The organism is Litchfieldella rifensis, from assembly GCF_042646605.1.
Classification (GTDB): Bacteria; Pseudomonadota; Gammaproteobacteria; order Pseudomonadales; family Halomonadaceae; genus Litchfieldella; species Litchfieldella rifensis.
Map to the genome: position 1 here is coordinate 148260 of NZ_JBHRUG010000009.1, position 11890 is coordinate 160149.

Consider the following 11890-nt stretch of genomic DNA (forward strand, 5'->3'; position numbering starts at 1 on the left):
ATAGGCAAGGGGGAACGCGGGGTGGCAAGCCTTCATGCTTGCTTGACCAACCGCGCATAGAAGAAACCATCGTGGCCGTGTTCCGCCGGCAGCAGCTGGCGTCCGGCACCGGCCGGGCGGCCCCAAGCCATCCGCTCGGGGGTGGTGGCCATGGCGTCGGGGGTGCGTGCCAGAAAGGTCTCGATCTGGTCGGCATTCTCCTCGGGCAGCACGGAGCAGGTGGCATAGACCAGGGTGCCGCCTGGGGCGAGAGTCTGCCACAGGTTGTCGAGCAGCCGTGCCTGCAAAGCGGCCAGTTCGCGAATATCGTCCGGTCGACGCAGACACTTGATGTCCGGGTGGCGACGGATCACCCCGCTGCCGGAACAGGGCGCATCGAGCAGGACGGCATCGAAGGGGGTACGGTCCCACCATTCAAGCGTGCTGGCATCGGCTTGCTGCAGGCGGGCGGAGAGGCCGAGTCGCGACAGGGTGGCATCGACGCGCGCCAGGCGTACCGCGTCGCTGTCGAGCGCGGTCATGTCCAGATCGAAGACTTCCAGCAGGTGCGCGGTCTTGCCACCGGGGGCGGAACAGGCATCCAGGACGCGTGCTCCCGGACGTGGGGCCAAGGCCGGTCCCAGCAGTTCCACGGCGAGTTGGGCCGCTTCGTCCTGGACGCTGACGATGCCTTCATGAAACCCGGGCAGGGCACCGACGTCACAAGGTTCGACGAGGGTCAGGCCATCCGGTGCGTGCTGACAGAGCGTGGCATCGAGGCCGGCACTGATGAGCCGGTCGCGATAGGCCTCGCGATCACAGTGACGGCGATTGACGCGTAGCGTCATGGGGCCCGGCTGGTTGTTGGCGATGGCGATCTCGCGCCAGTCGTCGGGCCAGGCGCGGCGTAGCCACTTGAGCAGCCAGGTCGGATGCAGCAGGGCGACACAAGGATCGCGATCGACCTTGTCCTGCAAGGCGCTTGCCTCGCGTTGCAGGCGACGCAGACAGCCGTTGAGCACTCGGGTGGCCCAGGCCTTGTCGAGTGTGCGTGCTGCCCCGGCGGTCTCGCCCACGGCAGCGTGGGGTGGGACACGCAGATAGAGCAACTGGTAGATGCCGACCAGCAACAAGGCCTGAACATCGGCGTCGCGGGACTTGAAAGGGCTTCTCAGCAGCTCGGCCGCCAAGGCCTCGAGACGGGGCAGGGTACGGCACACGCCGTAGCATAGTGCACGCAGGAAGGCTCGGTCGCGCGGCACCACCTGGCTGTCATCGAGACTGGCCAGTGAACCCTGGCCGGTAATCACCGGCACCAGTGCCCGCGCCGCTGCCGCGCGAACCGTATGGCCGTTGGCGACCTGTGGCTTACCGTCCTGGCTCATGGGCGAGTCTCCTCCGTTGAGGTGTCGATCTGGCCCAGGCATGTGCCTGCGGCGAAGCGTTCGCCCCGCGCATTGAGCAGGTCGCGTGCCGCCAATGCCCTGCCACCGGGCAACTGCGCCTGAGTCACACGCAATACATCGCCACCGCCCGGCCCGCAGGCGACACGCAAGGCATCGACGTCGGCGGGGAGCAGGGTGCCGGGAGGCGCGGCGGGATCGTCATCGCGACGGTTGCCCGGTTCAGCCAACCACAGGCGCAATGGCTCGGTTCCCAGCAGCGTCCAGGCCACCGGCCAGGGATTGAAGGCGCGTATCCGTGCGGCCAGGCGAGCGGCGGGCTGGGTGAAATCCAATTCGGCCTCGGCCTTGGACAACTTGGCGGCATAAGTGACCCCCGTCTCGGGCTGGGGCATAGCGGTCAGTCCTGGGCCGGCCAGGGCGTCCAGAGCCGCGACAATGGCTTCGCCGCCCAGTGCGGCCAGGCGGTCATGCAGTTCTCCACCAGTGGTCGAGGCAGTGATCGGCGTGCGGCGTGTCAGCAGCATGGGGCCGGTGTCCAGCCCGGCATCCATCTGCATGATGGTCACCCCGCTCTCCGTATCGCCGGCCTCGATGGCACGCTGGATGGGGGCGGCGCCGCGCCAGCGTGGCAGCAGCGAGGCATGCACGTTGAGACAGCCTCGCGGTGGGATGTCGAGCACAGCCTGGGGCAGCAACAGGCCATAGGCCACCACCACCATGATGTCGGCATCGAGCGCCGCCAGCTCGGCCTGGGCGCTGGTGTCCTTGAGCGTGCGCGGTTGATGGACTGGCAGCTCATGCTCGAACGCCAGCGCCTTGACCGGGCTGGGGGTCAGTTTGCGGCCGCGTCCGGCGGGGCGGTCGGGCTGAGTATAGACGGCGACAACCTGATGGTCACTGTCGAGCAGTGCCGAGAGACTGGCGGCAGCGAAGTCCGGAGTGCCGGCGAAGATCACGCGCAGGGGGTGGGTCATGGAGCTTGGCCTTGGCGTCGTCGATTCTGATGGGATGGCGACATGATAACGGAAACGGCCGGCCAACGACGAAGACCGGCCTAACGATCGAGTCAGGACCGGCCTTCAGAGAGCTAAAGAGAGTTGTCAGGCGCTTTGCAACTGCTTGTGGCGCTTCTGCATTTTCTTCAACACGCGGTCGCGCTTGAGCGGCGACAGGTAATCGACGAACAGGATCCCTTCGAGGTGGTCGTGCTCATGCTGGATACAGTGGGCCAGCAGGCCCTCGGCGTCCAGCTCGTAGGGTTGCCCATCGCGACCCAGGGCCTTGAGGTGCACACGCAGGGCACGTGGCACTTCGGCGTAGTATTCGGGAATCGACAGGCAGCCTTCCTGCATCGGTTCGCGTTCGTCACCGATGATGCGGTATTCAGGATTGATCAGCACCCGCGGGGAGGACTGGTCGTCACTGACGTCCATCACGATGACACGACGGTGCACGTCGACCTGGGTTGCCGCCAGACCGATGCCGCGGGCGTCGTACATGGTCTCGAGCATGTCGTCGACCAGTTGGCGCACCTCGTCGTCGACCCGTTCGACCGGCGCGGCCTTGGTGCGCAGGCGTTCATCGGGGAATTCGAGGATGGGTAATTTGGCCATGGCGTTGAAATCACCGTTATGCTGTTATGCCAGAATATTGCACGTATTGTAGTGGGCGGATGCCGACAACGGAACCGCGAGCTTGTACATCAGACCGATAGCGAATGCCTATGGTTCCATTTCGGGCCCCACGGTGCCCGGCAACCAACGATATTCGACGAGCATCGAGAGGCCATGGTCACCGCGCGGGGGATGAGGGAATGAAACGAGGCTATGGCGACATCAGGGCCGGTCACTGGCGGGGAGCCGTGCTGGTGGCCCTGCTGGTGTGGCTGGCGAGTGGATCGGCTCAGGCACAGGGCCCTACCCAGGTCGGGCTGCGTGACGATGCGCCCGAACGCTACACCGTGGTGCGCGGCGATACCCTGTGGGATATCGCGGGGCGCTTCCTGCGCCATCCCTGGCAATGGCCCGAGGTGTGGCAGGTCAATCCGCAGATCCGCAATCCGCACCTGATCTATCCTGGCGACGTCGTCTATCTCTATTATCGAAATGGCCGGCCGCGCCTCGGTCTCGAGCGGGGGCAGGAGGTGGTCAGGCTATCCCCGGAAGTGCGTCATATTCCGCGACGTGAGGCGATACCCCCGTTGCCTCTGGAAACCGTGCAGCACTTTCTCAGCGCTCACCGTGTCGTCGATGACCCCGCGCGCGTCGATGAACTGGCCTATGTGGTGGCCGGTGACGACCGACGTATCGTCAGTGGCGCCGGGGACCATGTCTATGCTCGTGGCGATGTCGAGGAGCATGGCCGCTTCGGACTCTATCGCCTGGGCGAGCGCTACCATGACAGTGCCAGCGGCGAGTTTCTGGGCCTGGAACTCGAAAGCGTGGGACAGGCGCGCTGGGTGCGTCGCGAGGGCGATATCGCCCGGCTCGAGATCGTGTCGGCTCGCCAGGAAGTGCGCAACGGCGACCTGGTCATGCCGCTGGAGCCGTTCCCGCTGACCGCCGAGTTTCAGCCACGGGCACCACAGCGTAGCGTGGACGGGACCATCCTGGCGGTGCCCGACGGGGTCCACTTCATCGGCCGCCTGCAGGTGGTGGCCCTGGATCGCGGCAGTCGCGATGGCCTGGCTCCGGGGCATGTCCTGGCCGTGGAGCAGCGTGGCGAGCTGGTGATCGACCCAGTGACGGACGAATCGCTGCGTCTGCCGGGCGTGGATGCCGGACAGATCATGGTATTTCGTGCCTACGACAAGATGAGTTATGGCCTGGTGATGCGCGCCAGCCGCCCTCTCTCGGTAGGCGATCGCGTGTACGATCCCGACACGGCGGGTCGCGTGACAACGACATCCTTCATGCGCTGAAAGCGGCGTTCAGGAGACGACATGACGGCCAAGGAGTGGCTGGTGCTTTCACGACTGCCGGGGCTGGGGCCACGGCGTTTGGCCGAGTTGGCGGCGCGTTGCCCGAGCTGGCCCCAGGGGTGGCTGGCGTTGTTGTCCGACGAGGCCCGCCAGGCCCTGCGGCTGTGGCTCGATCATCCCCGCCGCAGTCCGCTGCAGGTGGAAAGCGATGCGCTGGAAGCCTGGCTGGCCGCAAGTCCGGCGCATGATCTGCTGCATCCCGATCATCCCGCCTGGCCGGCACTGCTCCGCGAACTGCCCGATCCACCTCCCGTGCTGTGGGCGGCTGGCGATCTGGAGGCGCTGGCACCGCCGGCACTGGCCATCGTCGGTTCGCGTCGCCCCACCCGCGACGGATTGGGCAATGCCGCCCGTTTCGGTGGTGAGCTGGCCGAGCGTGGCTGGTGCGTGGTCAGCGGTCTGGCGCTGGGGATCGATGGTTGCGCCCAACGCGCGGCCCTTGACGCCCACGGCCGCAGCGTGGCGGTATTGGGATGCGGGGTGGATATCGTCTATCCGCCGCGCCACGGCGAGCTCTATCATCGCCTGCTCGCCGAGGGCGGGCTGATCCTCTCCGAGCATCCGCCGGGGACGCGTGCTCGACCGGCTTTCTTCCCGCGCCGCAACCGTATCGTGACCGGGCTGGCGTTGGGCGTGCTGGTCGTCGAGGCCGCCGAGAAGAGCGGATCGCTGGTCAGCGCACGACTGGCCATGGAGCAGAACCGGGAGGTCTTCGCCTTGCCCGGTTCGCTGCACAATCCTCAGGCGCGGGGCTGCCTGGGGCTGATTCGCCAGGGGGCGGTACTGGTCACCCGCATCGACGAGATCCTCGCCGAACTCGGACACTGGGCGGGCAGTATGCCGTCAGCCACTCTGCCCGGTGTCACCAGGCCGGTCGACGAAGATCCCATGCTGGGCTGGCTCAGCGACACCCCGACGCCACTGGATGCCCTGGTCACCCTGACCGGCGAGGATGTGACGAGTTGTCAGTTGCGGTTGCTGGAACTGGAGCTCGAGGGCCGGGTGACCCAGGCGGCAGGCGGGTGGATACGCCTGCCCGGGTAGAAGAGCCCGACGTTGGTGAATGGCTGTTCCTTCGCGACGATCACTCGCGCCCGACAGGCGTCGGGCCATGTTAAACTATTGTCTTTTGAGACGAATGGCCTGATCGAGGAGCATGTCCCCATGAGTGATACCGCTGCCATCGAGACCGCAGTGACGGCCTTGCGCGCCGGTGGGGTGATCGCCTATCCCACCGAAGCGGTGTGGGGCCTGGGCTGCGACCCCGACAATGATCAGGCCTTGGCGGCGCTGTTGCGGCTCAAGCAACGTGACCCCGCCAAGGGAATGATCCTGATCGCCGGGGATATTGCCCAGTTGAGCCCGTGGCTGAGCGACTTGCCGTACGCGCTGCATGCTCCGCTGGTGGCGAGCTGGCCGGGGCCCACTACCTGGCTGGTACCCGATAACGGTCGTACCCATCCGTTGCTGCGCGGCGGTCATGACGGCGTGGCCTTGCGGGTCAGCGACCATCCCCTGGTGGCCGAGTTATGTGCCGCTTTCGGCGGTCCCATCGTCTCGACTTCGGCCAACCATGCCGGCGAGCCGCCGGCCATGACAGCCGATGAGGTTCGTCAGCGCTTCGGCACGCAGCTCGCTGCCATCGTCGACGGCCCACTCGGGGGGTATGAGCGCCCCAGCACCATACGTGACCTGAGGAGCGGCCGTATCCTGCGCGCTTGATCCCCTGTATTTACCGATTGATTGCCGGAGGCCCTGTGGCTCATCCTCATCTCGATGCCGTCAAGACCTATTTGCTCGACCTCCAGGACCGTCTGTGCCGACAGCTTGCCACCGAGGACGGCGCCGCCGATTTCCGCGAGGATGCCTGGGAGCGTCCGGAGGGGGGCGGAGGACGTTCACGAGTGATCGAGAACGGTGCGCTGTTCGAGAAGGGCGGCGTCAACTTCTCGCATGTCCACGGGGATCGACTCCCTCCCTCGGCCACCGCTGCACGCCAGGAGCTTGCCGGACGCAGCTTCCATGCGGTAGGGGTGTCCTGGGTGCTGCACCCGTTCAATCCTCATGTGCCGACCAGCCACGGCAATGTGCGCTTCTTCATCGCCGAGAAGGAAGGGGAGGCGCCGGTTTGGTGGTTCGGTGGCGGTTATGACCTGACCCCCTTCTATCCGGTGCTTGAGGATGTGGTGCACTGGCATCGTGTCGCCAAGCAGGCCTGCGACCCCTTCGGTGACGACGTCTACGCCCGTTACAAGGCCTGGTGCGACGAGTATTTCTATCTCAAGCATCGTGACGAGACTCGCGGGGTGGGCGGGCTGTTCTTCGACGATCTGAATGCGGGCGGCTTCGAGACCTGTTTTGCCTTTCAGCGCTCGGTCGGCGACAGCTTCCTCGACGCCTACCTGCCCATCGTGCGTCGCCGCCGCGATACGGCCTATGGGCAGCGCGAGCGCGATTTCCAGCTCTATCGTCGCGGGCGCTATGTGGAGTTCAACCTGGTGTGGGACCGCGGTACCCTGTTCGGCCTGCAGAGCGGCGGGCGCACCGAATCGATCCTGATGTCGATGCCACCCCTGGCCACCTGGCAGTATGGCTGGATTCCCGAGCCAGGGAGTCCGGAAGACATCCTCTATCGTGATTATTTGCGTCCGCGTGACTGGCTGGGCGAATCCTCGTCGGGAGAACCATCATGACCGATCGTTACTGTGTCTTCGGCCATCCGGTAGGCCATTCCAGGTCGCCGCAGATTCACGCCGCCTTCGCCGAGCAGAGCGGGGAGGCCATCACCTACACCGCCATCGAGGCGCCGCTGGACGACTTCGCCGGCGCCTGGCGGGCCTTCGTCGCCGCGGGAGGATGTGGGGCCAATGTCACCGTGCCGTTCAAGGAAGACGCCTTCCGGCTTTGCGATACCCTGAGCGCCCGTGCCCGACGCGCCGGGGCGGTGAACACCCTGATACTGGGCGACAATGGCCAGACCTACGGCGATACCACCGACGGCGTGGGCCTGGTACGCGATCTCGCGCAGCATGGCGTGAACCTGGCCGGCGCACGCATTCTGGTGCTGGGGGCCGGCGGGGCGGTGCGTGGCGTGCTCGAGCCGTTATTGACAGCGCAGCCGGCCAGTCTGCTGGTCGCCAATCGTACCGCTGAAAAAGCCGTCAGCCTGGCGGCGGATTTCAGCGACCTGGGTGCGATTCGCGGCGGCGGCTTCGAGGCCGTGGAAGGCCCCTTCGAGGTGGTGATCAACGGCACCAGCGCGAGCCTCGCCGGCGACCTGCCGCCGCTGCCCGACGACCTCTTCGCGGCCACCGCCACCGCCTATGACATGATGTACGGGGCCGAGCCCACGGTCTTCCTGCGGTGGGCCCTCGAGCGTGGTGCTCGTCCGATCGACGGCCTGGGCATGCTGGTCGAGCAGGCCGCCGAAGCGTTCTTCCAATGGCGCCACAAGCGTCCCGATACCGCACCGGTGCTGGCGAGCCTGCGCGCGTCGCTATAGCGGGAGGTGCTGGTCAGCGCTTCTTGACGTACAGCCCAACCGTGCACAGCGCCAGGCCCAGCACCGACAGCAGCATGCCGCCGTTGACCAGCCAGGGAAATCGCTCCAGCCAGGAAACGAAGGGCTGGGGGGTGTCGCGGCAGACGCCCTCCAGGTAGTCCCAGTGCCCGCCGGCCAGGGTACAGGCACGCACGTCGCCGAGCTCCCAGAAATACACGCCCATCAGGATCAGGATGGGTGCCAACAGCAGTAGCATGCCGAGTCGTAGCATTCGCTTTCCTTAACCGGGTCTTGAGCAGTTGGGGCGCTTGCCGGCGCTACTCGCCTGCTCATAGCGTGCCAACGCCTCGTTCATGCCGGCTTGCAGGTCATCGATGCGCTGGCCATGGCTGGGGTGGGTGGACATCCACACCGGGGGCTGCCCATTCGAGGCCGCGCTCATGTTCTCCCACAGCGTGAGGCTGGCGCGGGGATCGAAGCCGGCATCGGCCATCAGGTTGAGGCCAAGGATATCGGCCTCGCTCTCGTGACGGCGCGAGAACGGCAACAGAATGCCGTACTGGGCGCCGGCACCGAGCAGGCCGAGCATCTGCTCGTTCTGGATGCCGGCGGTAGACTGCAGTACCGACAGGCCCAACTGGGTGGCCGACTGTGTCGAGACCCGTTCGTTGGCGTGGTTGGCCAGCACATGGGAGATCTCATGGCCGATCACCGCCGCGAGCTGATCCTGGTTGGTCGCGATGTCGAGTAGCCCGGTGTTGATGCCCATGTAGCCGCCGGGGAGGGCGAAGGCGTTGGCTGAGTCGTCCTCGAAGACCCGAATCTGCCAGTTCTGCGCGCGCTGCTGCTGGGGAAGTTCCGCTACCAGGGCACTGGCCACGCATTCGGCGTAGCGATGCGTGGCGCCACCGACGGCCGGCAGTTCCTGCTGATACTGATTGAAGGCCTGCTGCCCCATCTGGTTGAGCTGCTCGTCGGAGTAGAGGGTCAGTTGCTGGCGACCTGTCGGTGAACTGGTGCAGGCGGCCAGGCTGATGCAGAGCGCGCCCATGGCGAGTCGGGAGATCCAGCGCATGCGGTTGTCCTCGTCGTGTCCAGCGCAAGAGCGATTGGACGAAAGCGGATGAATGTGCCACAAGATACCCCGAAACCGGTACAGGTCAACCATCGCGGTTCACGGGAGGAACATATGGATGCCGAGCTATCCCAGCGCTTGCTGGAGCTTCTCGAACGCGCCGAACAGTGGCTGCCGCCGTCGCCCCAGGCGGTGGATTGGGGGCGCGACATCGCCGCCCTGTGGCAGCGTCACGCGCTGGGGGGGCGACTGGTACCGGTGGCGGTGCGCGATGCGGTGACGCTCGACGATCTGCTGGGCGTGGAGCGCCAGAAACAGGCGTTGCTCGCCAATACCCGAGCCTTTCTGGAGGGATTTCCCGCCAACCACGCCCTGCTGTGGGGGGCGCGTGGCAGCGGCAAGTCGTCGATGGTGCGTGCCTTGCTCAACTCCCTGGCGCCACAGGGTCTGCGTCTGATCCAGGTCGATCGCCACGATCTGGCCGGGCTGCCGGTGCTGGTGCAGCAGCTTAGCGATGAGAGGCATCGCTTCGTGGTCTATTGCGACGACCTGTCCTTCGAGGGCAATGACGATGCCTACAAGGCGCTCAAGAGCGTCCTGGACGGCACGCTGACCGGGCCGCCGGAGAATGTGCTGCTCTATGCCACTTCCAACCGCCGCCACCTGCTGCCCGAATCGCTCGCCGACAACGAGGCCACCCGCCTGGTGGGCGACGAACTGCATCATGGTGACGCCGTGGAGGAAAAGATCTCGCTGTCGGACCGTTTTGGTCTGTGGCTGGCCTTTCATCCGTTCAATCAGGCCACCTATCTGGAGGCTTGCCGGCATTGGGTGCGGCAACTCGGCGATGCCGCAGACTGGAATGCGGCGTCGCACGAGGAGGCGATTCGCTTCGCCACCCTGCGCGGTGGGCGTAGCGGTCGCGCCGCCTGGCAGTTCGCCTGCCAGTGGGTCGGCCGCCAGCGGCTGGCCGGCCGTTCCTGAGCCAAGCGGGAGTCATCGAGATCATGCGGCGAAGCGATGAGCAGACGCGTTTCTGGCAAGCCTCACAACTGGGCGGGGTTGAACTGCTGCATGCCCACTATGTCGAGCAGCGGTTTTCCCCCCACGTGCATTCCGGCTACGTCATCAACGTCATCGAGCAAGGCGGGCAACGCTTCCACCATAGAGGCAGCGAGCATCTCGCGTCGGTGGGGAGCATGGTGTTGATCAATCCCGATGAAGTGCATACCGGTTCCAAGGCGCATGAAGCGGGCTGGAGTTATCGAGCCTGTTACCCGGAAGCCGAGCACATCCTTGAGGTGCTGAACGAGTTGGAACTGGCGCGGGGAGGACTGCCGACCTTCGCTGTCAGTGTGCTGCACGATGTCGAAGTGGCAGGGGCCTTCATGCGTCTGCACCGGTTGCTGGAGAAGGGCTCCAGTGTCTTGCAGCAGCAGACGGTATGGCGCGAAGCCCTGCTGATGCTGTTTCAGCGTCATGCTCGCTTGCCGGGGGCACCCGTCGCGGGCCGTGAACCAAGGGCAGTGAAGCTGGCCAGGGATTGCCTCGCCAACCGCCTGGTGGACCCTCCGTCGTTGGAGGAGTTGGGCGTGATGGTGGGACTCTCTCCCTTTCACTTTGCCCGTGTCTTTCGGCGTGCCACCGGGTTGCCACCCCATGCCTGGCTCAAGCAGCAGCGCCTGGAGCGGGCCCGCACCCTGTTGAAACAGGGCTGGGCCCCGGCCTGGGTCGCCACGGAAGCGGGATTCGCCGACCAGAGCCATCTTTCCCGACAGTTCAAGCAGGCCTACGGCGTCGGCCCGGGCGCCTACCGCCAGGCCTGCGCAAGATCGTTCAAGACGCTGCCCCCCTAGGCCGGGCACGCTGCGAACAGGAGGTATTGCCCATGTCCTGTTCGCGAGATTCCCGCACCCGGGAGCTTCTAGACGGTGCCCGTCATATCCTGCCGCTGCTTCTGGGGGCCATTCCGTTTGCCATTCTCTTCGGCAGCCTGGCGATCGACGCCGGGCTTACGACCGCTCAAACGCTTGGCATGTCACTATTGGTCTTCGCCGGTGCGGCTCAGTTCGTCGCCATCACCCTATTGGCGGGGAGTGCCGGCGCCGCTGTCGTGCTGTCGACGACGCTGGTGATCAATTTGCGCCACCTGTTGTACAGTGCGGCACTGCAACCCCACGTACGGCATTTGCCATCTCGCTGGCGCGTGCTGCTGGCATTTTGGTTGACGGATGAGGCCTATGCCGTCGTGCAGCAGCGCTATGCCCGCGATGACGGTTCATCCTGCAAGCACTGGTTCTACCTGGGCTCGGCCTTGGCCATGTATGCCAACTGGCAACTGTTCACGCTGGTTGGCGTGCTCTTCGGTCAGCGAGTGCCGAACCTGACGGCCTGGGGGCTGGACTTTGCCATGCTGGCGACATTCATCGGCATCGTCGTGCCGACGCTGCGGAATCGGCCGAGTCTGGCCGCCGCGCTGGTTGCCGGTGGCACGGCGCTGGCAAGCCGCGACTTGCCTTTCCAGTCGGGGATGCTGGTGGCGGCAGTGGCGGGGATCGTCGTCGGTGTCCTGCTGGAGCGGCGTGCCGGGAACCGCCTGACCGGGGAGGCGGCTCGATGAATCCGTGGTGGCTGATCCTCGGCATGCTGGCAATCACCTTCTCGATCCGCTATAGCCTGTTCGCCTGGCCGAACCTGCGCTTTCCGGTGTGGTTAAGTCAGGCGTTGCCCTATGTGCCGGTATCCGTTCTGACCGCCATCGTGGTGCCCGGACTCCTGATGCCGGAGGGCCGGTTGGCGCTAGACTGGGACAATGCCTATTTGCTTGCCGGCTTGGTCACCATCGCCATTGCGGCGCTCGGTCGACACTTGCTGGCTACCATCCTTGGCGGCCTGATGGTGTTCTTTGTGCTGCGCGGGCTGTTGGGACAACTACCGCTGTAATGGCT

Annotated in this window: 14 protein-coding genes; 9 read left to right on the forward strand and 5 right to left on the reverse strand. The window is 65.6% G+C overall.

What is annotated here, in order from left to right:
• Window positions 1-32: 32 nt before the first annotated feature.
• The 3 genes from rsmB to def form a co-directional block, all read right to left on the reverse strand.
• Window positions 33-1364, reverse strand: a complete 1332-nt coding sequence (gene rsmB, locus ACFOEV_RS04165; RefSeq protein ID WP_386771874.1) for a 16S rRNA (cytosine(967)-C(5))-methyltransferase RsmB — start codon at window positions 1362-1364, stop codon at window positions 33-35.
• Window positions 1361-2359, reverse strand: coding sequence for a methionyl-tRNA formyltransferase (gene fmt, locus ACFOEV_RS04170; protein WP_386771875.1), 999 nt, complete (start codon window positions 2357-2359; stop codon window positions 1361-1363). Before fmt ends, rsmB begins: the two co-directional genes overlap by 4 nt.
• 126 nt (window positions 2360-2485) lie before the next feature.
• Window positions 2486-2998: a peptide deformylase gene (gene def / locus ACFOEV_RS04175; RefSeq protein WP_386771876.1), complete on the reverse strand. Its 513-nt coding sequence runs from the start codon at window positions 2996-2998 to the stop codon at window positions 2486-2488.
• Between the two features lie 200 nt (window positions 2999-3198).
• On the opposite strand from def, the gene ACFOEV_RS04180 reads away from it, so the two are divergent.
• The 5 genes from ACFOEV_RS04180 to aroE all read left to right on the forward strand — a co-directional run bounded on the left by ACFOEV_RS04180 (window position 3199) and on the right by aroE (window position 7867).
• Entirely contained in the window at window positions 3199-4305 is a 1107-nt protein-coding gene (locus ACFOEV_RS04180) for a LysM peptidoglycan-binding domain-containing protein (RefSeq protein ID WP_386771877.1), read from the forward strand.
• Between the two features lie 21 nt (window positions 4306-4326).
• A complete protein-coding gene (gene dprA / locus ACFOEV_RS04185) occupies window positions 4327-5409 on the forward strand; it encodes a DNA-processing protein DprA (protein WP_386771878.1) in 1083 nt (360 codons plus the stop codon).
• Window positions 5410-5529: 120 nt separating this feature from the next.
• Window positions 5530-6087: an L-threonylcarbamoyladenylate synthase gene (locus ACFOEV_RS04190; RefSeq protein WP_386771879.1), complete on the forward strand. Its 558-nt coding sequence runs from the start codon at window positions 5530-5532 to the stop codon at window positions 6085-6087.
• A 35-nt stretch (window positions 6088-6122) separates the two neighbouring features.
• Window positions 6123-7058 carry an oxygen-dependent coproporphyrinogen oxidase gene (hemF, locus tag ACFOEV_RS04195; protein WP_386771880.1) on the forward strand — a complete coding sequence of 312 codons (936 nt, stop codon included), beginning with the start codon at window positions 6123-6125 and terminating at the stop codon, window positions 7056-7058.
• Window positions 7055-7867 (forward strand): shikimate dehydrogenase, encoded by an 813-nt coding sequence (aroE, locus tag ACFOEV_RS04200; protein ID WP_386771881.1) that lies wholly within the window; start codon window positions 7055-7057, stop codon window positions 7865-7867. The genes hemF and aroE overlap by 4 nt, the downstream gene beginning before the upstream one ends.
• Before the next feature lie 13 nt (window positions 7868-7880).
• Here the strand turns inward: aroE and ACFOEV_RS04205 are convergent, their stop codons facing one another.
• Window positions 7881-8138 (reverse strand): hypothetical protein, encoded by a 258-nt coding sequence (locus tag ACFOEV_RS04205; RefSeq protein ID WP_386771882.1) that lies wholly within the window; start codon window positions 8136-8138, stop codon window positions 7881-7883.
• Window positions 8139-8147: 9 nt separating this feature from the next.
• Window positions 8148-8942: a M48 family metallopeptidase gene (locus ACFOEV_RS04210; RefSeq protein ID WP_386771883.1), complete on the reverse strand. Its 795-nt coding sequence runs from the start codon at window positions 8940-8942 to the stop codon at window positions 8148-8150.
• 114 nt (window positions 8943-9056) lie between these two features.
• Between ACFOEV_RS04210 and ACFOEV_RS04215 the strand changes: the two genes are divergently transcribed.
• Genes ACFOEV_RS04215 through ACFOEV_RS04230 form a run of 4 tightly spaced genes read left to right on the forward strand, consistent with a single transcriptional unit; the run spans window position 9057 to window position 11885 of the window.
• A complete protein-coding gene (locus tag ACFOEV_RS04215; protein WP_386771988.1) occupies window positions 9057-9926 on the forward strand; it encodes an ATP-binding protein in 870 nt (289 codons plus the stop codon).
• Between the two features lie 23 nt (window positions 9927-9949).
• Complete coding sequence (locus tag ACFOEV_RS04220) at window positions 9950-10798, forward strand: AraC family transcriptional regulator (protein WP_386771884.1); 849 nt, start codon at window positions 9950-9952, stop codon at window positions 10796-10798.
• A gap of 32 nt (window positions 10799-10830) precedes the next feature.
• Window positions 10831-11562 (forward strand): AzlC family ABC transporter permease, encoded by a 732-nt coding sequence (locus ACFOEV_RS04225; protein ID WP_386771885.1) that lies wholly within the window; start codon window positions 10831-10833, stop codon window positions 11560-11562.
• Complete coding sequence (locus ACFOEV_RS04230; protein ID WP_386771886.1) at window positions 11559-11885, forward strand: AzlD domain-containing protein; 327 nt, start codon at window positions 11559-11561, stop codon at window positions 11883-11885. Before ACFOEV_RS04225 ends, ACFOEV_RS04230 begins: the two co-directional genes overlap by 4 nt.
• Window positions 11886-11890: the final 5 nt, after the last annotated feature.